This window comes from Dactylosporangium sp. CS-033363 (assembly GCF_050942475.1).
Lineage (GTDB): Bacteria > Actinomycetota > Actinomycetes > Mycobacteriales > Micromonosporaceae > Dactylosporangium.
In genome coordinates this window covers 9,848,577-9,867,490 of the sequence record NZ_CP192032.1, presented here as the reverse complement: position 1 = coordinate 9,867,490, position 18,914 = coordinate 9,848,577, and the positions used below count along the sequence as shown (strand labels likewise).

At 66.6% G+C, this 18,914-nt stretch carries 20 protein-coding genes; 13 read left to right on the top strand and 7 right to left on the bottom strand.

The annotated features are described in order from the left end of the window. Positions 1-9: 9 nt before the first annotated feature. Complete coding sequence (locus ACQPZ4_RS45500; protein WP_433051186.1) at positions 10-993, top strand: glycosyltransferase family 2 protein; 984 nt, start codon at positions 10-12, stop codon at positions 991-993. A gap of 48 nt (positions 994-1,041) precedes the next feature. Further along, on the top strand, positions 1,042-2,310 hold the full coding sequence (locus ACQPZ4_RS45495) for a mannosyltransferase family protein (protein ID WP_433051183.1): 1,269 nt from the start codon (positions 1,042-1,044) through the stop codon (positions 2,308-2,310). A 30-nt stretch (positions 2,311-2,340) separates the two neighbouring features. Here the strand turns inward: ACQPZ4_RS45495 and ACQPZ4_RS45490 are convergent, their stop codons facing one another. Next, positions 2,341-2,682 carry a hypothetical protein gene (locus tag ACQPZ4_RS45490; RefSeq protein ID WP_433051180.1) on the bottom strand — a complete coding sequence of 114 codons (342 nt, stop codon included), beginning with the start codon at positions 2,680-2,682 and terminating at the stop codon, positions 2,341-2,343. Between the two features lie 144 nt (positions 2,683-2,826). Between ACQPZ4_RS45490 and ACQPZ4_RS45485 the strand changes: the two genes are divergently transcribed. Continuing rightward, complete coding sequence (locus tag ACQPZ4_RS45485) at positions 2,827-3,630, top strand: hypothetical protein (RefSeq protein ID WP_433051178.1); 804 nt, start codon at positions 2,827-2,829, stop codon at positions 3,628-3,630. 126 nt (positions 3,631-3,756) lie between these two features. On the opposite strand, the gene ACQPZ4_RS45480 is transcribed toward ACQPZ4_RS45485, so the two are convergent. From ACQPZ4_RS45480 to ACQPZ4_RS45470, 3 genes are all read right to left on the bottom strand, one after another. Then, entirely contained in the window at positions 3,757-4,380 is a 624-nt protein-coding gene (locus ACQPZ4_RS45480) for a nucleotidyl transferase AbiEii/AbiGii toxin family protein (RefSeq protein WP_433066969.1), read from the bottom strand. Positions 4,381-4,401: 21 nt separating this feature from the next. Further along, positions 4,402-4,977 carry a hypothetical protein gene (locus ACQPZ4_RS45475; RefSeq protein ID WP_433051175.1) on the bottom strand — a complete coding sequence of 192 codons (576 nt, stop codon included), beginning with the start codon at positions 4,975-4,977 and terminating at the stop codon, positions 4,402-4,404. 464 nt (positions 4,978-5,441) lie between these two features. Then, on the bottom strand, positions 5,442-6,437 hold the full coding sequence (locus tag ACQPZ4_RS45470) for a hypothetical protein (protein ID WP_433051172.1): 996 nt from the start codon (positions 6,435-6,437) through the stop codon (positions 5,442-5,444). Positions 6,438-6,962: 525 nt separating this feature from the next. Here ACQPZ4_RS45470 and ACQPZ4_RS45465 point away from each other — a divergent pair. The 3 genes from ACQPZ4_RS45465 (at position 6,963) to ACQPZ4_RS45455 (ending at position 10,585) form a co-directional block, all read left to right on the top strand. Continuing rightward, positions 6,963-9,659 carry a restriction endonuclease gene (locus ACQPZ4_RS45465; RefSeq protein WP_433051169.1) on the top strand — a complete coding sequence of 899 codons (2,697 nt, stop codon included), beginning with the start codon at positions 6,963-6,965 and terminating at the stop codon, positions 9,657-9,659. A gap of 114 nt (positions 9,660-9,773) precedes the next feature. After that, on the top strand, positions 9,774-10,268 hold the full coding sequence (locus ACQPZ4_RS45460) for a nucleoside-diphosphate kinase (RefSeq protein WP_433051166.1): 495 nt from the start codon (positions 9,774-9,776) through the stop codon (positions 10,266-10,268). Next, a complete protein-coding gene (locus ACQPZ4_RS45455; RefSeq protein ID WP_433051163.1) occupies positions 10,268-10,585 on the top strand; it encodes a hypothetical protein in 318 nt (105 codons plus the stop codon). Before ACQPZ4_RS45460 ends, ACQPZ4_RS45455 begins: the two co-directional genes overlap by 1 nt. Positions 10,586-10,588: 3 nt before the next feature. Here ACQPZ4_RS45455 and ACQPZ4_RS45450 read toward each other — a convergent pair whose 3' ends face one another. The 3 genes from ACQPZ4_RS45450 to ACQPZ4_RS45440 are packed head-to-tail and all read right to left on the bottom strand — an operon-like array spanning position 10,589 to position 12,017. Beyond that, positions 10,589-10,990 carry an NUDIX hydrolase gene (locus tag ACQPZ4_RS45450; protein WP_433051160.1) on the bottom strand — a complete coding sequence of 134 codons (402 nt, stop codon included), beginning with the start codon at positions 10,988-10,990 and terminating at the stop codon, positions 10,589-10,591. Continuing rightward, positions 10,987-11,664 carry an NUDIX domain-containing protein gene (locus ACQPZ4_RS45445; RefSeq protein ID WP_433051157.1) on the bottom strand — a complete coding sequence of 226 codons (678 nt, stop codon included), beginning with the start codon at positions 11,662-11,664 and terminating at the stop codon, positions 10,987-10,989. Before ACQPZ4_RS45445 ends, ACQPZ4_RS45450 begins: the two co-directional genes overlap by 4 nt. Before the next feature lie 5 nt (positions 11,665-11,669). Further along, positions 11,670-12,017, bottom strand: a complete 348-nt coding sequence (locus tag ACQPZ4_RS45440; protein WP_433051154.1) for a GntR family transcriptional regulator — start codon at positions 12,015-12,017, stop codon at positions 11,670-11,672. Between the two features lie 95 nt (positions 12,018-12,112). Between ACQPZ4_RS45440 and ACQPZ4_RS45435 the strand changes: the two genes are divergently transcribed. The 7 genes from ACQPZ4_RS45435 to ACQPZ4_RS45405 all read left to right on the top strand — a co-directional run bounded on the left by ACQPZ4_RS45435 (position 12,113) and on the right by ACQPZ4_RS45405 (position 18,863). Next, the gene (locus ACQPZ4_RS45435) at positions 12,113-12,394 is read left to right on the top strand and encodes a hypothetical protein (protein WP_433051151.1); all 282 of its coding nucleotides are present in this window, start codon (positions 12,113-12,115) and stop codon (positions 12,392-12,394) included. A gap of 494 nt (positions 12,395-12,888) precedes the next feature. Next, positions 12,889-13,128 (top strand): DUF6284 family protein, encoded by a 240-nt coding sequence (locus tag ACQPZ4_RS45430; RefSeq protein WP_433051148.1) that lies wholly within the window; start codon positions 12,889-12,891, stop codon positions 13,126-13,128. A 13-nt stretch (positions 13,129-13,141) separates the two neighbouring features. After that, the gene (locus tag ACQPZ4_RS45425) at positions 13,142-13,366 is read left to right on the top strand and encodes a hypothetical protein (protein WP_433051145.1); all 225 of its coding nucleotides are present in this window, start codon (positions 13,142-13,144) and stop codon (positions 13,364-13,366) included. After that, positions 13,363-13,974, top strand: a complete 612-nt coding sequence (locus ACQPZ4_RS45420) for a DUF2637 domain-containing protein (protein ID WP_433051143.1) — start codon at positions 13,363-13,365, stop codon at positions 13,972-13,974. The genes ACQPZ4_RS45425 and ACQPZ4_RS45420 overlap by 4 nt, the downstream gene beginning before the upstream one ends. 11 nt (positions 13,975-13,985) lie before the next feature. Then, positions 13,986-14,330 (top strand): hypothetical protein, encoded by a 345-nt coding sequence (locus tag ACQPZ4_RS45415; protein ID WP_433051141.1) that lies wholly within the window; start codon positions 13,986-13,988, stop codon positions 14,328-14,330. 96 nt (positions 14,331-14,426) lie between these two features. Next, positions 14,427-16,517, top strand: a complete 2,091-nt coding sequence (locus ACQPZ4_RS45410) for a cell division protein FtsK (RefSeq protein ID WP_433051138.1) — start codon at positions 14,427-14,429, stop codon at positions 16,515-16,517. A 408-nt stretch (positions 16,518-16,925) separates the two neighbouring features. After that, positions 16,926-18,863: a DUF3987 domain-containing protein gene (locus tag ACQPZ4_RS45405; protein WP_433051135.1), complete on the top strand. Its 1,938-nt coding sequence runs from the start codon at positions 16,926-16,928 to the stop codon at positions 18,861-18,863. Positions 18,864-18,914: the final 51 nt, after the last annotated feature.

Genomic DNA, 18,914 nt, shown 5'->3' with positions numbered 1-18,914 from the left:
TCCGTAGTCATGCCCGTCTACAACGAGGAAGCGGTCCTCTTCCTGACCGCCGACCGGCTACGGCGCGTCATGGACGGCCTGGGCGAGCCGTACGAGGTCATCCTCGTCGACGACGGCAGCCAGGACCACTCCAACGAGATCATCCGCGTGCTGCAGACGAGCTGGCCGCAGCTGCGCCTCATCCAGCTGCAGCGCAACTCGGGCCACCAGGCGGCGCTCGCGGCCGGCCTGCAGCGGGCGATCGGGCAGTACGTCGTCAGCATCGACGCCGACCTGCAGGACCCGCCCGAGACGATCCCCGAGATGCTGGCGATGGCCCGCACCAAGGACGTGCACGTCGTCTACGGCGTCCGCTCCGACCGCACGACCGACGCCTTCTTCAAGAAGACCACCGCCGGCCTCTACTACCGGATGATGCGCCGCTACGTCGGCAGCTGGGTCCCCGCGCAGGCCGGCGACTTCCGCCTGATGAGCCGCGACGTCGTCGACGCCCTGAACGAACTGCCCGAGCAGAAGCCGGTGTACCGCCTGGTCGTCCCCGCGCTCGGCTTCAGCAGCGGCGAGGTGCCGTACGTGCGGGCCGAGCGCGCTGCCGGCAGTACCAAATATCCATTGAGCAAGATGGTCGCGCTGGCCGTCGACAGCCTCACCCGCTTCTCCGCCATGCCGCTGCGCATCGCGACCTGGCTCGGCGCCTTCGGGTTCGTGGCCTGCCTGGCCCTTGTCGTGTACTGCATCGTCGGCTTCGCCCGCGGCGTCACCGTCCCCGGCTGGACCTCGATGTTCCTGGCCGTGCTGCTCATCGGTGCGATCCAGCTGGTGTGCATCGGGCTCCTCGGCGAGTACATCGCGCGCATCTACGCCCATCTGTTGAACCGGCCCTCGTTCCGGATCGCGTACGATTCGGACGCCCAGCCGGCGGCGGAGCCCGCCGTTCCGGCCCAGCGGGTCCAGCCGGACCACGACAAGCAGGTCGAGACGCTGGTCGGCTGACAGGGTCCCGGGTCCGGATTGTCGTTCGAAACGATCGGTACGTCGTCAATGGTGCTGTCACAGGAAGTCGGCGGATCCCCGTCCGCGGACGGCGGCGAGCCGTCCCCGGCCACGCCCGAGCCCGAGGCCCCGCAGGAGCGCGGCCGCTGGTCCCGCGCCTGGCGAATCGGCGCGCTCTACTGGCTGATCTGCCACGTGGGCTACCTCGCGGTCCAGTTCATCGCCCTGCGCTTCGTCCCGGTCACCCCCGGCGGCGGCCGCGGGTGGCTCTCCCAGGTCATCAACAACTGGGTGCAGTGGGACGGCCGCAACTACGTCCACATCGCGAACTTCGGCTACCCGGTGGTCGACGACCCCGGCTTCAAGACGGTGGACTCGAGCTATCCGGTCTGGCCGCCGTTGTACCCCGCGCTGGTCCGGCTGGCCTCGTACGTCCTGCCCAGCGACATGTCCTTCGCCGCCCTCGTGGTCAGCAACCTGGCGGCGCTGGGAATGCTCGTGGTGCTGTACCGGCTGGCGGAGCACGAACTGGGCCCAAGGCTTTCCGAGCGCACCCTGCTGATGCTCATCGCCTTCCCGACCGCGTTCTTCCTCGCCACCGCGTACACGGAGTCCCTGTTCCTGTTCCTGACCTTCGCCGCCCTCTACTGCGCCCGCCGAAACCATTGGTGGGCCGCCGGCCTGCTGGCCGGAGCGGCAAGCGCGACCCGGGTCCTGGGCGTCCTGATCGTATTCGCATTCGCCTATGAGTACCTGCGCCAGCGCGACTTCTCCTGGCGCCGAATCCGCATCGACGTGCTGGGCGTGGCGCTGGCCCCGCTCGGGCTCGTGCTGTACATGGCCTACCTCTGGCAGCGCTTCGGCAACCCCATGCAGTTCCGCGACGCCCAGTCCTTCTGGGGCCGCGGCGGCATGCACGCGCCATGGACCACGATCTCCCATTCGCTGCGGGGCATAAGCCTTTCCCAGAACCCCAACGGTGCGGTACTGAACCTGCTCGACCTGGCCGCCTGCATCATGGGTCTGACATTCCTGGTGCTGTGCTTCGTAGGCCCCTGGCGCTTGCGCCGCGACCAGTTCTACCTCGTGCTCGCGGGCGCCCTGCCGTTCCTGGTCGCCATCCTGCAGCCGGTGAACATCAACAGCGGCACGCCGATGCAGTCGCTGAACCGCTACGTCCTGGGACTCTTCCCGATGTTCTTCGTCATGGCCAAGATGGCGAACAACAGATTCGTCGAGAAGCTCATCCTGTTCGCCGCGCTGCCCCTGCAAACGGGCCTCATCATGCTCTACATCTCCGGCCAATGGGCCGGCTGAACGACGTCCGGCGGCGCTGACCCAGCGCGCTCATCGACCGGCGTGTGACTCCCGGACCTGTCGATTGTGCCGTGCGTACGGCGCGAAGCCGACCCAGGACACCACGGCCGCGATCGGCAGCGCCCAGAACACGTCGTAGGCGTTCACGTAGCCGGCCGACCTGAACGCCACGGCCACGAACTGCACCCCGGCGGCCAGAAACCCGATCGCGAAGAACTGCAGCCACCGGCTCCCACCGGGCCGACGCGGCGGCGACCCGAACCAGGGCAGCCGCACACCCGGGTTGGCGGCGGCGAGCCTGGAGCTCATGAGCCGCAGGAAGACCGTACAGAGGGCGAACATGACAGCAGCGGCGTACCACCATCCATTCACGAATCGATGGTGGCACCCCCGCGCACTCCCGGGCCGCCCCAATCCTGCGGCCGGACGAACCCCGCCGGTCGTCGATGTGAACGCCGACCGTCAGCTCGCGACCAGCACGCAACCACTATCGACGCCGAACGCGTTCTCAGGGTCGTGAAGTCGTTGTTGTGGCGCCTCGGCGTCCCGGCGGTGGGCCTGGCCGTGGCCATCGCGGCCGGGTGGCGGCTGTCGTCCAGCGCCACGGTGCTCATCGTCATCTGCGCCTGGCTGCCGCTGGCCCTGTTCTGCCTGCTCGCCCCGCGCAACCGGGCGGCGCTGCCGGTCGCGCTCGTGCTGCTCGCCGCCATCGGATCGATCTGGTGGGTCCTCCCCGGGCGGCCGGGTGACCGGAGCGTGGCCGGCTCCACCCTGATCTGGTACCCCCTTCTCGGCGGTCTGGCCCTGCTCGCCGTGGTCTGGCGCGTCCACCTGCGTCGCGGCTCCGTAAGGCCGCTGTGGAGCCGTCTGCGCGGGACAGGCTCCGGCGGCCCGTCGTGGCAGCGCTGGACCGCCACCGCCGTAGCCGCGGGGATGCTGGCGGTCGGAGGCTGCGGGGGAGGCCTCCTCCACGACCAGGTGAGCGTCCCTTCGCCGGACGAGCTGTTCCCGCTCCCGGCCGGCCTGGAGGCGACCACCGCGGAGGGCCCGGACGGCGAGAACGGCTGCGACCGGACCGGCCACGCCTGCTGGACGTACTACCAAATCACCGGCGACAACGGCGAGTCCACCACCGTCCTCACCGAACGCCTGCAACGCCACTTGCGCGAGTCCAAGGGCTGGAGCGACGCCGAATGCCAACCGATCCGCCGGACCAGGGTCGACCTCTGCATCACGGTCACCAGCGATCCCGCGAGCACCGACGAGCACCCCGCCATCGGCGTGGAACTGTGGACGACAAAGCTCGGACACACACCCTGAACGGCGTCGAGGCCGGGGCTGTGAGTATCGCGGACCGCCGCAAAGTGCAGAAAACGCGATCGGAAAATGACGGCGTGCCATTCTTGGACCTGTCCGATCCAAGTCGTCAGCCGACCAGGAAAGCGCTCAGGCTTGTGCGTTGAGTAGCGTGGCTCGCCATGCTGCGAACCGAGTACGCAGCGCTTCGAGAGCCGGACCGTCCAAGCCGTACTCGGCGAAGGTATCGTCGTCGAGCACCTGCGCTCGACCAAGTGCGGCGGCGAAGAATCCACGGTCGAAGCCGCTGTCAGCTCGTTCGGCGAAGCGCAGCAAAGTCTCATGGTCGTACCGGCCTGAACTGACGGCAGCGTCGATGTCGATAAAATCTCGGGCGGAGGCGCGGCCGTAGAGCGCAGCCATCTTGTTGGCGACGGCATCGTCGGGGTGCAGAACCGGGCCGATTGCCATGACGACGGGGTCGTTGGCGCGCCAATCGACGCCCAGTTCAACTTTCGAGACCTGCTGTCCATCGGCCACAATAAGGCGGGCGAACGTCTCGAACTGAACGTCGATGCTCACCTTGAGGCCGTTGTTCGTATATGCGTCAACCACGGCCGCTACTGCTGCGTTGAAATCGCTCCGTCGGTCCCAGGACGTGAAGAGGTCGACATCTTCGCTTGGCCGCTCCAGCAGGCCGGCGGCCTGCACTGCATATCCGCCGGCGAGCGCGAACCCGAACTGATCGCCCGCGCCCAGCCCGATTCGGGCCAGTCGCTCGTGGAAGTGTCCACATCAGGCCGCGTCGGCCCGAGCGGGGATGAGTTCGGGAAAGCGGTCTTCCCAGAGGCGACGGAGCCGGGGCGGTAGCCAAAGCTGCGGCCAGAGTCGGATCAGCGTGGGTCGATCGAGCCAGTCGCGTAGATCCCCGGCTCTGGTCGCCTCGTTCAGGACGGTCTCGTACATCGAGGCAAGACGTGCGGGCCGGTCGAGGACATACTGTGGGTTACTCGACCAGTTGAGATGGTGCGGCAGGGTGACGGTGCCCGACGTGGGACCGTGGAGCTCCTCAAGGCTTTCGGCGACGAGGTACGGCTTCCGGTCGCCGTAGGGCACGTAGTCTGCCGGTGGCCTGACATCCGCGTCGGTAACCTTGCGGCGGCTGGAGTTGGCGGCGACCCGGGCGTCGGGATTGAGCGCCTGCCGTATGGTCTCGCGGCTGTAGCCGGTGACGCGCTGCAGGTCGACGGCTCGCCAGCCGGCAGCTTGGAACGATCGCAAGGCGCTGTCACGCTTTGCGAGGGCGGCCTTCTTGGTCTCCTCGTACTCCGCGACGACGGAGCGCAGTTCGTCCTCACTACGATCGGTCACATGTAGAGCCTACCGTGCTAGGCCAAGCACGCTAGGCCAACACGTCCGAGGTGGGGTTGGCGAGATGTTGCGAAGAACGCTCCGAAGATTGAAACAAGTGAATCGCGTGAGTGCAAAACTCCGCATTGCCCACCCGATCTGTTCATGCAGACCAACCCCTTGAGGTCTCGACTGGAGGCGCAGATTGTGAGGGGTGTTAGGTGGAGGCTTGTCTCCCCTTACGGGAGCTTGCGACCAATAAAAACTGTACGCCGCGTAGGACTTGAACCTACAACCCGCAGATTAAGAGTTACGGGCGCTGCCGGTTGGCTTCGTTAAAACCGCAGACGGCACGATGGTCGATGTCAGCCTAAGTCAGCTCGCGTCGGGTGCTTCGGCTGTACGACTGGCTGTACAGCCAGCGGGAGACCCGCATCCGATCTAGGAGCCAGCCAACTGTCAATGTCTCCTCAACCTGGGCCGAGCTAACGAGGAAAGCATCGATCACTGTTCATTGGATGTTCTGGATGATTCGGCGCGGGCGGCCGATCCAAGAGATACGTAGGCCATCGCGGCCACGAGACTTCCTTACCGCTGATTTCACCATTCAAGCGCTCGTCATCGCCTCTATACCTTGAGAACGCTTGAACCAGTTCATCACACGTCTGTGGTCGCCAAGGGGGTATGCCCGGCAAGAAAATCGTATGGGTTCCCAGGTTTACCGCGACACAACGCAGATCGTCAGGCTCGGTGACAAGGAGGATGCGGCGCAGGGACGACGAAGCTGACCGGTCATTCCCGATGTACGTGGGTACCAGTTGTGTATCCGGCTGCTTGAGCTGTTCCCGATATGGCTCCATAACGTCCTGGAAAATATAGCTCCAACCCAGCGCTGCAAACGCCGCCAAGTAAGCCGAACGTATCCAGGAATACCTTGCCCGCTTTTCGTCATAGCGGGTATGCACCGTGAACGAATGGTTAGGTGTGATGCCACTTTGAGCGTAAGCGTCGAGCGCTGCGAAATGCGCGGCCATGGTCTTTGGGTCGTTCTGCTTTGGCACTCCGAACATCTGAATGCCGTCTCTCGTCATTCGGACGGTGCCTCTGAGCGGTATTCCGTCGACGTAGGACGTAGCGGGCAGGGTGCGGTCGGTCACCTTGCCACGCGCGAAGTCATCGGCCTGAAGCCTGGTACCAGCGTGTGCATCAAAGTCCCGGCCGGCATTGCTGTTGCAGTTCTTGCAGGTGAGGAGCAATCCTCGGCCGCCGACGACCGCGGCTGGCACGTGCTCCTCGGTGAGAACGCCGGCGAACACCGCAGCGCGGTTGTAGGCCATGAGACAGCACGGGCAAGCGTAGTACTCTTCGTGAATGGGAAGCCAGTCGCCGATACCAAGACGGTTTGCGACCAGGCGCAGCATAGGCGCGCCGTCGTCGAACCAGCGCAACCGCTTCTCCGTCGAAGTCGACCGCTTGCCCATCAGCGAATGGTGCGGGCCGGGACCGTCCCAGGTCAATCCCTTTAGGTTGGGCGTATCAGCTGCCAGCCGCTGGCAGGCGACTGGCTAAGCCTTGCCAAGGCGCCCCGGCTGGGAACCAAACTCAAGGCCTCCTTCTCCGGAGGGGTGAACGTCTCGGGCTCTTAGGGCCTTCTGACCTGGACGAACGGTGAACCGTGAGCCGGGCGATCTGCTGCGTTGAGACTCGGATGGCACCAGCGGCTGTCGGCGGCCGTGCCGGCCATCGGGATCAGCCCAGCGCCCAGCTTCCGAAGGGGTCGGACGGCAGCGATTCTCAGATTGCGTCGCAATAGCAGCACGCCGTCCGTGCCGCCAGCGGGTGTGCGCGCCGGTCCGGAAACGCGAAAGCGCTCGACATCCGGAATGACTCAACTTTCTGTCAGGGGCGGGGCGGCTGGGCGTCCGTTTTCCATGGACGGCCAGCGGGTACCCGTCCACTGATCGGTCCTTACCATGATCGGTGAACGTCTGTAAAGTCCATGGGCTATGCAGCGACTACCCATCCCGGACGCCCGTGTGCTGGTTCTAGTAGACGGGGATGGGGGTTTGGCGGCCCACAAGGCTGGCCACCTATTTGAGGACTTTATCGCACGGTTGATGGCTCTCTATGGATATGAAGAGCCGACGAACTCGAAGCTCAGAACGACCTCGCGGGGTATTGAGTTAGATGTCAGTTTGCGCCATAGGATGGCGAATCATCGCGCAATAGCTGAATGCAAGGCCTACTCAAGTCCCGTAAAGAGCGAGATGCTGGTTCAGTTCTTCGGGGCGCTAACCGTCGAGCGAATCTCCAATCCCGAACTGCATGGCTATTTCGTCGCATTGCCGAGGCTGACTGCTGAGGGTGATGAGAAAGCTCGGCAGATTATGGAGGGCGACTCGCGATTTAAGGTCCTGACGGCCGATGACGTAGTCTTGTCGATGCGACAGCAATCGTTGATCGTCGACATACCCGTCGATATCGGCCCGATCGACGACCATGCCGTCGCGATAACTGAACACGGCCTTTATAGCTGTGCTATCCAGCTCGACCCGCAAACACGTACTGCTCAGCGTGTCGTGGTATGGGGTGCGACGACCCCTGTTCCGCTCCCAGTGTTAGATTTGGTCGCAGCTTCGCCGGGGTATGGAGACGGGATAGAAGCGGTTGATCTGTCGGTCCTTCGGGATGCGGCAAGTGTGCCGTCCACTCCGGAGCACGAGCCGGTCATTGCGACGGTTGCCGGAAGCGAATCGGACTTCGAGTATCAGCTGCCGGCATCGCCGCGCTTCTTTATCGGACGTTCGCCGGTGATCTCGGAACTAGAGTCGGTAGTCTCCCGTGGCGGAAATGTAATTGTACTCAACGCACAGTCAGGATGGGGTAAGAGCTCGCTCGCGCTGAGGCTGAAAGCGCTCGTCGGCGAGAAAGAGTTCGGCCATGCCGTAGTGGCCGACGCTCGTACAGCCACTACCAAGGCGTACCTGACCACGGTTCTGCGAAGGGCGGCGCTAGAGGCTCAGGCAGGTGGTGTGCTCAGTCTGCCGCCCGACGCGGCTTGGGCTACTCTGGCGAGCGCTCTCGCGACGCTTTCACGCGCCGACTGGGTATCCACGAAGCGTTTGGTTGTGTTCTTCGACCAGTTTGAGAATGTATTCAAGGATCCAGTGCTCACTCGGGAGTTCCGCGACCTTGCTCTAGGCGCACGTGAATGCGGTGGCGGGCTTGTGGTGGGGTTTGCGTGGAAGACGGACCTCGTGGGTTGGACCGAAGGTCATCCGTATCAGCTTCGTGATGAGATTCGAGCGAACGCTGTCGTCGTTACCTTGGAGCCCCTTGGGCCACGAGAGGTAGACACCCTCCTGCGAAGGCTTGAAAAGGCGCTTGGCCAGCGCCTAGTCCCTGACCTGCGCCAGCGTTTGCGCGAGTACTCTCAAGGGCTTCCTTGGCTGCTCAAAAAGCTCTGCGGGCATCTGATCAGAGAGGCTCGTGCCGGCGTAACGCAAGAGCGGCTTCTTGCAGAGGCTCTAAATATTCAGAATCTTTTTGAAGCCGACTTGGCGGAACTGCAGCCCGTTGAGCAAGATGCTCTGAAGTATGTCGCTAGGTTTGCGCCTGTTGCGGCAAGCGAGGTAACGGATCGTGTTCCTCCGCCCGTTATCCAATCACTACTCGACCGAAGATTGATTGTGCAGGTTGGTGAGAGACTCGATACTTACTGGGACACCTTTCGTGACTTCCTAAACACGGGAAGAGTTCCCGTGGAAGATACCTACATTCTGCGTCTCCCGCCCGCGTCCGTCGCAAGGCTCCTAGCCGTCCTTCCACCGGACGGGAACGGGTCTGTTCCGGAGATTGCGGCGCGATGGGGTACGAGCGACAAGGCCGTCTTTAACGTGTCGAGGGAGCTGCGACTCTTAGGCATCACAGTGTATGAGAGCAACCGCGTCCGTGTGGCGGCGGAAATCTGGTCGGCGGCTGATCGCGAGGACGCAATTAGGCGAAGGGTAGCCAGTTCACTTCGTCGGCATCGCGCCTATGGCAGGCTTCTTCAAATGGCCGAGAGAGGCTCGGGTCGCGTATCCCTTGCATCCTATGCGCGAGATCTACCTTCAATCTTCCCTGCGGTTTCGCCTGATCTTCGTACCTGGCCCGACCATGCTCGGGCGTTTGCGCGGTGGTTCGAGTACGCCGGGTTGGTGCGGATTTCAGGCCAGATTATGGAGATAACACCGGAGGGAGACATTCCGGCGGAAGTTCGAATTCTGGGCGTTCGACCAGTAGCGAGGCTTGGCAGTTCGTTCCCGCACGAGGCGCCGGGACCTGCTCTATCGGCTCTGAAGTCGATCGCGGCTCAGGGACCAGGTGCGATGGCTGACGCTTACGCCGGCAAACATTTGCGCGAACTTCTGAAGGTGGGGGCTATCTCCATCACGCAGGCCGGGGGAATATCAATTGCCGACGGCTTGGTCGTGAATGAGGAGATAGACCCGAGCAGGCTGAGAGACTTGTTAAATCGGCTGCCTGGGTGCGGCGACGCGATGAGAGCCCTCGACGAGAACCCCGCCTTAAAACCGACTGCGGTCGGGGCGATCTTGTCGAACGCTCTGGGCGCCGAGTGGAGTGACGGCACGCTTCTTAGCACCGGCAAGTACATGAGGGCGTGGGCGCGCGCCGCAGGGATCAAAACGTCCATGCGCTGATGGCGGAAATGCCCGCGCTGACCGTGAAGCGCCCGCGCGGCCCCGGTGCGTTGGATCCAGATGCCGTAGGGCAGGCTATGTGTCTGGAGAGAGTCGCCGCACTTGGGAGACCTGATGGCAGCGTTGGAGCGGACCCTTGTACTGCTGAAGCCGGACGCGGTGGCGCGTGGGCTGGCTGGGCGGATCATCCAGCGGTTTGAGGAAGCTGGGTTGAAGATCGTGGGCACCAAGATGGTGCAGATGGACGCTGACCTGGCGAAGAAGCACTACTTCGACCTGGAGGAGCGGTTCGGGAAGTCGGTCTTCGACGTCACGGCGAACTTCATGCAGACCGGGCCGGTCATCGCCCTGGTGCTGGAGGGCGTCGAGGCGGTGCCGACCGTGCGCCGGCTGGTCGGCGTGACGTTCCCGAACATGGCGAACCCCGGCACGATCCGCGGGGACTTCGCGCACACGTCGAAGGCGTACACCGAGGCCAACCACACGGTGGCCGCCAACCTCATCCACGCGTCGGGGAACTCCGAAGAGGCGAAGTACGAGGTCGAGCTGTGGTTCTCCGAGGCGGAGCTGTTCAACTACCAGACCGTGGCCGAGCGGTACCTGTTCTGATGGTTGACGACGGCGCGGCGCCGGTCGTCACGATTGGCGAGCTGCGGAAGCAGTACGACGAGGAGCGGTTCTACCAGGACGATCGGGCCGCCGCGGAGTACGCCTACGCCCTAGCCGTGCGGCTGCGGGAGTTGGGGGAGACGGACGAGGCGCGCAAGTACGCGCGCGAGTGCCTCCAGCTTGCCGAGGCGCTGCCGTCGAACTCGATGGACGACGTTGCCTCGGGCCGGCAGGACGTGGGCGGGGTACCGCTGCCGGATCACTTCCATGACGGTGCGGTCCGGTCGCGGTTGCGGGATCTGCTCGACGCGGCCTGAGGCTCAGACGAGCGTGGCGTCGAGGTACTCCTGAACCGGGCCGAAGAAGGGGTACGGGACGTAGTCGGTGAGGGTGGCGCGGTCGCACCACGCCACCTCTGCCAACTCCTCGGGGTCGCCGACCTCCGCGGTGCCGCTGATGCGGTCGCACGCGACGTAGGCCATGGTGCGGCCCGTGTTCGGGTGCACGCGGCTGCCGAGGGAGTGCGTCGCGCGGACCGTCAGCGTGGTCTCCTCGTTGGCCTCGCGTACGGCGGCTTCCTCGTCGGTCTCGCCCGGCTCGACCTCGCCGGCCGGGAACTGCCAGGAGAGCTGCCCCTCCTTGACGCGGCGGCGGACGAGCAGCAGCCGGCCCTCTTCGATGATGACGGCGGCGGCGATGGTGGGGCGGGCTGGCTCGGTCATGATTCCTCGCTGAGTGCTCGCAGTGCGGGTGGGTAGATGCGCTCGGGCGGGATGAAGTCGGTAACTCGCTGCCGCGGGATCCAGATGGCGTCGACGTTCTCGTCGGTGTCGCGGTTCTCGACCTGGCCGGCGAGGTAGACGCAGAGGAAGTACTCGGCGAAGACACCGGTCACGGGGTGGATGCGGCTGCCGAGTTCGCGTACGACCTGGCAGTGGATGCCGGTCTCGGCGAGCGTTTCGCGCACGGCGACGGTGCGGGCCCTGGCCTCAGGCTTGACGACGCCCGCGGGGAAGCCCCACGTGATCGCGTTGGGGTCGTTCTCGCGGCGACAGACGAGCAGGACGTCGGTCCCGTTGGTCACCACGGCGATGGCGATGGCGAGCGTCACGCCGGCGGGTGCGGCGTCGACATCGGCTCGATCCTCGGCGCGCAACTGTCGGGCGAAGCGCACTTTCACGGACTCGGGCGCTTGCTCGTACATGGTGTCGAGTGCCCGTTGCAGCTCCGGCCGGATGCGTACGTCCGGGGCGCCGTGCCAGGACGCGATCGTGCGTTTCGCGGCGCCGAGACGGTCGGCCATCTCGTCCTGCGACATGCGCAGCGCGGCTTGGAGCGCGCAGGCGTGGCGGCCGGTCCACTGGTCGATCACCGTGTCCCGCGCCGGCTGGCTCATCGTCGTCAGGCGACCGTCAGCGTGGTACCCGCGGGGTATGTCTCGACCTCGCCCGAGGCTCGCGTGACGGTGAGACCCGCGCTCGAGGTGACACTGTCGCCGGGGCTGAGTCTCACGTGCGGCGGGGTGTCGACGACGAACGTGCCGTGGCCCGGCCGGATCTCGATCAGACCCTCCGAGCGCAAGACGGCCATGGCGCGCCGTACGGTCTCGCGGGCAAGGCCGAACTCGTCGTGGAGATCCTTCTCCGATGGCATCCGCCGGCCCGGTGGTAGCTCACCGTTACGGATGCGATCACGCAGAACCGTGGCGAGCTGCCGGTATGCAGCGCCTTCCCGATCGGGCGTGATCATGTGATTACTGTACGTACAGACGTCTGGTCGTCAGGTGGTGTATGCGTCTAGACGTCTGTACCTTTGGACTCGCAGGTCAGGCGAAGGGAGAGGCCATGACGGTCGAGTCGGAAGTCCCTGCGATCACCGAGTGTCCCGCTTGGTGTGGGGTCAACCACCAGGCTGGAGCGACGTTTCATGCGCACTGCGCCGGAGAGGTGCGGTGGACCGAGGGCAGTGTCGTGCTCATCGTGACGCGGCGCGATGGCGTCGAGGGCGTAGAGATTGCCTACCACGCGATGGACGGGGCGCCCTCAATCGCGTTCCTCGGCAAGCGTGAGACGCGTAGGCTGCGCGACAGTCTCGACGAGGCGCTGCGGGCGTTCGAGATCGCTTAGCCGTAACGCAAAGAGTCCCCGGGCCTGGCGCTCGGGGACTCTTTGCATCATGGCTGCATCGGGAATGCATCGATGATGGTGGCTTGGTTCATCGGCGGCGCGCCGGTTTCCCGGTTGACTTGTCTTCATCGGAGGACGGGTCGACGGAGGGAGGTGGGGAATCGATGGAACCGCGTCGGGGGCGAGAGGCTTGCCACTCGCGCACTGCGGCCGGCCGCCAAGCCGGCGAGCGGCCGAACATGCGATCAGCGGCCGGGGCCTGGCCGCGCGACACGTAGGCCGCCCACGTCACGCGGCTGATCGGCGCACCCGCGGATCGCAGGTACGCCAGGACGTCATCGGTCGTCCACCAGTCCGCGGGTAGCTCCTCGCTCATCGCTGGCGAGCCTACCGAACTTAGCTAGCTAAGTCGGCAAAGCCGCCCTTGCTCGAATACAACGTCAAGTTGTACGTTGCTCGCGCCCGAATACAACGTCGAGTTGTAAAGGAAGGCCATGAAGATCGTTACCACTGACGGTCCTTCGCCCGCGGAGCTCGAAGCGATCCAGCGCGAGTGGCCGCTCATCGAGGCAGAGATGTCCCTGGTCGCCGCCGAGATCCGCGTCCTGACCGCGGAGCCGCAGCCCACGGTTCGCGACTGGCATCGGCTGCGTACCGCCGAAAGGCGCGTGCTGCGCGAGGCCGCCGCGCTGGTCTACCGAAGCCTCGCTGAGTCCCTCGACCGCGCCGCATGAAGGGAGGCCCGACATGAGTCTCGGAATCTTCTCGCTCATCCTGCTTGGCCTGCTGGCCACGCTGTTCGTCGACCGAAGGACGCGTGGCCGAATCGCGGTCACCGCGTTGTCCGCGTTCCTGCTCGGCATGGTCGTTGCCGGGTCGAACGGGGTGCTTGCCAAGCCGTCGCACGCCGTCGTCGACGGCGTCCGCTCGGGCATGACCGCCATCGGCGATTCGCTCGGCGGTGGTAAGTGAACGAGCGCCACCTGATCGGCGTGCGGTGGGGAGTGCGCGGCGCCCTCGTCCTGGGCGTCGCCACCTCCGTCGCCGCGAACATCCTGCACGCCGACCCGAACCCGATCTCACAGGCCATCTCGGCGTGGCCGCCGCTCGCGCTGCTGCTCACCGTGGAGCTGATTTCGCGGGTACCGGTGCATCGCCCGTCGCTGGCCGCCGTGCGCCTGACCGCGACGGCGTGCATCGCGGGCATCGCCGCGTGGGTGTCGTACACGCACATGGCCGGCGTGGCCGCGCGGTACGGGGAGCAGGGCCTCGCGCCGTACCTCATCCCGTTGTCCGTCGATGGCGTCGTCGTGGTCGCGTCGGTCTGCCTGGTCGAGCTGGCCGGCCGGATGCGCGCGGCACCAACGGAATCCGAGCCGGAACCGTTGCCGGCGGACGTCGCGCCGGACACGGACCCGGACATCGAGCAGACGCCGCCGAAACCCCGTAAGCGCGACACCGCGTCCGCGATCGCTCGCCTCCGTGAGCGGCATCCGGACATGTCCGCCGCGGACATCGCGCGGCGGGTCGGAGTCACCGACCGGACCGTCCGTCGCCACCTCAACGCCCAAACCGCTTAGGAGACAAGCGAATGAGCACGCTGTACCGCCACCTGATCATCGCCCTCGAAGCGCTCGGCACGTCCGCGGACGCGGTCGCCGACTCGCTGCTCGGCGGAGGCTGGACCGGGCTGCGTCAGGACGCGCTCTGCTGCCCGGTGTCCAACTACGTCGTGGCCGTGGTACCCGGTGCCGAGCTTGCGGCGGTCACCCGGAACCGGATCACGGTCATCTCGACCGAGGGCGAGCCGTGCGACGCGACGCTCCCCGCGGGGCCGGCCGCGTTCGTGTCGGCTTTCGACGCCGGCGCCTACGACGAGCTGGCCGCCGTTCTTACCCGCAGCGATGGCGAGGTCATCGACGACCTCGAACGGTAGCTCCGCCCGGGGCGCGGCCTTCCGGCCTCGCAAACCTCCGGCCGCGCCCCGGCCTCCTCGTCAGCCATCACAGACCTCGGTGGAGGAACACCCATCATGGCAAACCCAGAAGGCTTCGACTGGGACCGGCACGAGGCCGAGATCCTCGACTTCCCGGTGCCGGTCGATGCTCCCGATGCGCTCAAGCCGGCCCGGTGGAGTGTCGCCGCCCTCCGGACCGCGCAACGCCGTCCGATCGTCCCCGCGTGGGCGCGGTCGCGGACCGAGTTGCTGACCCAGACCAAGTGGGTCGTCGCGTACTACACGCATGCGAGCCTGTATCACCTGACGCGCTGCCCGAAGTACACCTGCAAGCTTTTGATCCGAACCCCACGTGGCGTGGCGCGATTCGTGGCCGGCACCGTCCGCTGGGTCACCGATGCCGAGGGCGCGCCGGTTCGCGCGGCGGCGGTGCGGCGGGAGAACGCCGAGGAGTACCTCAAGCTCTCACGGCAGCGCGACGCTCGGGTGCGCCTGCGGACGCTGGTCCTGCTGGTGGTGGGCGCGCTGGCGCTCGGGAGCGTGACGTTCACGTTTCTCCTGATGCCGCGGGTGTACTGGTATGTCGCGCTCGTCGCCGCCATCGCACTCTTCGGCCTTGCTGGCGGACCGGCCGATCGGCCGCTGCTGGACAACGCGGTCTCGGTGACCCGTGCGCCGCGCCTGACGTCCGACGTAGTGCTCGCCGCCCTGGGCGCCATCGGCGTCGCGGGTATCAACCAGGCCATCGCCAAGCGGGGTCCCAAGGACGCGATCCGGTTCGCGGAACCGATCAGCCGCGACGGGCCGGGGTGGCGGGCGGCCGTGGACCTGCCGCCCGGCACGACGGTCGACCAGGTCGCCGACAAGCGCAAGGAACTCGCGTCGGCGCTCGGCCGGCCGCTGGGCTGTGTGTGGCCGGAGGGCAATCTCGACGTACACCCGGGGCGGTTGGTCTTGTGGGTGGGCGACGAGGACCTCTCCAAGTCGCGTCGGCCGGCGTGGCCGTTGCTGAAGTCGGGCACGGTCGACCTGTTCAAGCCGGTCCCGTTCGGCACCGACCAGCGTGGCCGGCCAGTCGCGTTGACGCTGGCGTTCGCGTCGATGGTCATCGGCTCGATCCCGCGGGTGGGCAAGACGTTCGCGGCACGGTTGCTGCTGCTCGCCGCCGCGCTCGATCCGCTCGCGGAGCTGCACGCGTACGACCTCAAGGGCATGGGCGACTTCGCGCCGTTGCAGTCGGTCGCGCACCGGTACCGGGCGGGAGACGATGACGACGACATCGCCTATGCGCTCGCCGACATGCGCGAGCTGGCGAAGGAGTTGTCCCGGCGCACCAAGGTGGTGCGCGAACTGCCGCGTGAGCTGGCGCCCGAATCGAAGATCACGCCTGAGTTGGCGGCTACCAAGCGGTACGGGCTGCATCCGATCGTGCTCGTAGTCGACGAGTGCCAACGGTGGTTCGAGCACCCTTCGCATGGTGAGGAGTTGCGCGACATCGCCGAGGACCTCACCCGGCGCGGCCCGGCCGCACTCATCATCGGCGTCTTCGCGACCCAGCGGCCCGACTCGAAGTCGCTTCCGACGGGGATCTCGGGCAACGCGGTGCTTCGGTTCTGCCTCAAGGTGATGGGGCAGATGGAGAACGACATGGTGCTCGGCACCAGCGCCTACCGCAACGGCATCCGCGCGACCATGTTCACCCGTCGCGACCTCGGCATCGGGTACCTCGCCGGCGAGGGCGACGAACCGCAGATCACGCGCACGTACTATGTGGACGTCGTCGCTGCCGAGGCGATCGTCGCCCGCGCCCGGGTGCTGCGTTCAACGGCGGGGACGTTGAGTGGTCATGCGCTCGGCGACCAGTTCGCGCCGGCGGCGGTCGCGTCCATCTCGCTCCTCGACGACATCGCCGCTGTGGTACCGCTCGGTGAATCCAAAGTGTGGTGCGAGACCGTCGCCGCTCGGCTTACGGAGCTGCGCCCGGATGTCTACGGCGGGTGGGACGGCGAGCGCGTCACGGTCGCGCTGAAGCCGTTCAAGGTCAAGGTCTCGCAGGTGTGGGGGACCGACCCGGATACCGGCAAGGGCGCCAACCGCCGTGGGTTCGAGCGTGCCGTACTGATCGCCGCGCTGACCGAACGTAACCGTCGTCGCGACGCCGCCTGACCGCGAACGGTGCTAGGTCTAGCAGCCGGCCGCCGCTAGACCTAGCACCCCCGCTAGCACCGCGACCGTGCCCCTGCCTGGCCTCTAGCGCCCTAGCACTCCTTTTCTGTGGCGCATTTGTGCTACCTGGGAGGACCGCTGTGAACCCCCTTGACCTGCTAGTTGTCGCGTTCTGTCTTTCCTCAACAGTCGTGACCGCGTGTTACCTCGCGCTTTGCCGGATCGCGCCCTTTCGTCGCTGCCGCAAGTGCGGCGGGACCGGCCTCGCCCGCCGTCAGCTCGGTCGCGTCAGTCGACCCTGCCGCCGCTGCGACGCGACCGGCCTACGGCTGCGCCATGGCACCCACCTCATCAACGAAGCCCGCCGCGTGTACCGCGACGGCTCGCGCTGAACGGAGGCACCGACTCGTGCACCGCACACCGCCGCACGACAACGCCGCCGAACAAGCGGTGATCGGCGCGGCTCTACTCGCCCCGGCGCTCATCGGGGAGTTGACCGGCATCGTGACGACGGACGACTTCTATCGGCCGGCACACGCGGGCCTTTGGCGCGTCCTCGTCGAGCTGCACGCCGCGGGCGAGCCCGGCGACCCGGTCTCCGTGGCCGCGTACCTTGCGTCGTCGGGTGGACTGGCACGGCTCGGGGGAGCGGCGTACTTGCACACGCTCGTGGTGTCAGTGCCCACCCTCGACAACGCCACGCACTACGCCCGGATCGTTGCCGAGCACGCTCGACGCCGTGCCGTAGTCGACCTGGGGGAGCGGCTGACCCGGATCGGCGACGGTGACGCAGCCGACCTGCTCGCGTCCGGTCGCGCGCTCCTCGCTGACGTCACGGTGGCGGCCTGGCCGCCACCGATCCCGCTCACTGCCAGGCACGGCGCACCGCCGTTCCCGGTCGACGCGCTGCCGGGTTGGCTTGCCGCGATGGTTGCGGCGGTTGCCGAGTTCACGCAGACGCCCACCGACCTTGCCGGCTGCCTCGCGCTCGCTGCGCTGTCGACGGCGGCCGGTGGGCGGGCATGCGTCGAGATCCGGCCCGGCTGGCGGGAGCCGTGCAACCTGTTCACGGTTGTCGTGCTGCCGCCCGGCTCACGCAAGTCGGCCGTGTTCGCCACGATGACCGGGCCGTTGCTCGCGGCCGAGCGGACGCTGATCGACCGGGCGAAGCCTGCGATCGTCGAGGCGGAGTTGGCGCGACGGGTCGCGACCAAGGCCGCGGAGCGCGCAGCGAACGCCGCGGCGCATGCCGACAACGCCGCCCAGGACCGGCTGCTCGCCGACGCGGCCGGCGCCACGATGAACGCTGACGCCATTGCGGTGCCCGTACTGCCGCGACTCGTCGCCGACGACGTCACCAGCGAACAGGCCGCGTCGTTGCTGGCCGAGCAAGGCGGGCGGCTCGCGGTGCTATCGGCCGAGGGTGGCATCTTCGCCACGCTCGCCGGCCGGTACAGCGGCGCGCCCAACCTGGAGGTGTTCCTCAAGGGCCACGCGGGCGACATGCTCCGTGTCGACCGCCGATCTCGCCCGGCCGAGCACGTCGACCGGCCCGCACTCACGCTCGGGCTCGCGATCCAGCCGGAAGTCCTGCGCGACATCGCGTCGATGCCTGGCTTTCGGGGCAAGGGGTTGATCGCCCGCATCCTGTTCTCGGTTCCGGAGAACACGGTCGGTCGCCGCCGGATCGGCACCGACCCTGTGCCGCTCGCCGTCGCCGACGCGTACGCCGACCGGCTCGGTGCGCTCGTCGCCGCGCTCGACGAGTGGACCGACCCAGCCATCATGCCGTTGCTACCCGCGGCGAATGCTCGCGTGCTCGACATCGAGCGCGAGGTTGAGCCTCGCCTCGGCCCGGCCGGCGCGTGGGCGCACATTGTCGACTGGGGCAGCAAGTACGTCGGTGCCATTGCTCGGCTTGCCGGTTTGCTGCACCTCGCTGCGCGCGGCAGCGATGGATGCACACGTCCGATCGACGTCGACACCGTCGACCAGGCCGTGACGCTCGGCCGCTACTTCGCCGAACATGCGCTCGCGGCCTTCGACGACATGGGTGCCGATCCTGTCGTCGACGACGGCCGGCACATCCTCGCGTGGATCGAACGAACCGCATGCCGCCGCTTCACCAAGCGGGAGCTGTTCAGCGCGCTCTCTCGGGGCCGATTCCGGAAGGCGGCTGATCTTGACCCGGCGCTCAATCTGTTGCAGAGCCACGGATTCCTCCGCGCCGAGCCGACTCCAGAGCGCGGCGGGGCCGGTCGGCCGCCGTCGCCGGCCTGGCTCACGCATCCGGACATCGCCAGGCCCGCGGCGACGGTGCATCCGCTCTCGGCGGTGACCGGATGACCAGGCCGCGCAATCCGCAGAACCAGAGAAGCGCGGATATCGCGGATTCGG

What these genes read in the sequence shown, in the direction of transcription:
- ACQPZ4_RS45500 (WP_433051186.1), top strand. Translation starts at nt 10, where the DNA reads ATGCCCGTCTACAACGAGGAAGCGGTCCTCTTCCTGACCGCCGACCGG.
- ACQPZ4_RS45495 (WP_433051183.1), top strand. Translation starts at nt 1,042, where the DNA reads ATGGTGCTGTCACAGGAAGTCGGCGGATCCCCGTCCGCGGACGGCGGC.
- ACQPZ4_RS45470 (WP_433051172.1), bottom strand. Translation starts at nt 6,437, where the DNA reads ATGGGCAAGCGGTCGACTTCGACGGAGAAGCGGTTGCGCTGGTTCGAC.
- ACQPZ4_RS45465 (WP_433051169.1), top strand. Translation starts at nt 6,963, where the DNA reads ATGCAGCGACTACCCATCCCGGACGCCCGTGTGCTGGTTCTAGTAGAC.
- ACQPZ4_RS45460 (WP_433051166.1), top strand. Translation starts at nt 9,774, where the DNA reads ATGGCAGCGTTGGAGCGGACCCTTGTACTGCTGAAGCCGGACGCGGTG.
- ACQPZ4_RS45455 (WP_433051163.1), top strand. Translation starts at nt 10,268, where the DNA reads ATGGTTGACGACGGCGCGGCGCCGGTCGTCACGATTGGCGAGCTGCGG.
- ACQPZ4_RS45450 (WP_433051160.1), bottom strand. Translation starts at nt 10,990, where the DNA reads ATGACCGAGCCAGCCCGCCCCACCATCGCCGCCGCCGTCATCATCGAA.
- ACQPZ4_RS45445 (WP_433051157.1), bottom strand. Translation starts at nt 11,664, where the DNA reads ATGAGCCAGCCGGCGCGGGACACGGTGATCGACCAGTGGACCGGCCGC.
- ACQPZ4_RS45440 (WP_433051154.1), bottom strand. Translation starts at nt 12,017, where the DNA reads ATGATCACGCCCGATCGGGAAGGCGCTGCATACCGGCAGCTCGCCACG.
- ACQPZ4_RS45435 (WP_433051151.1), top strand. Translation starts at nt 12,113, where the DNA reads ATGACGGTCGAGTCGGAAGTCCCTGCGATCACCGAGTGTCCCGCTTGG.
- ACQPZ4_RS45430 (WP_433051148.1), top strand. Translation starts at nt 12,889, where the DNA reads ATGAAGATCGTTACCACTGACGGTCCTTCGCCCGCGGAGCTCGAAGCG.
- ACQPZ4_RS45425 (WP_433051145.1), top strand. Translation starts at nt 13,142, where the DNA reads ATGAGTCTCGGAATCTTCTCGCTCATCCTGCTTGGCCTGCTGGCCACG.
- ACQPZ4_RS45415 (WP_433051141.1), top strand. Translation starts at nt 13,986, where the DNA reads ATGAGCACGCTGTACCGCCACCTGATCATCGCCCTCGAAGCGCTCGGC.
- ACQPZ4_RS45410 (WP_433051138.1), top strand. Translation starts at nt 14,427, where the DNA reads ATGGCAAACCCAGAAGGCTTCGACTGGGACCGGCACGAGGCCGAGATC.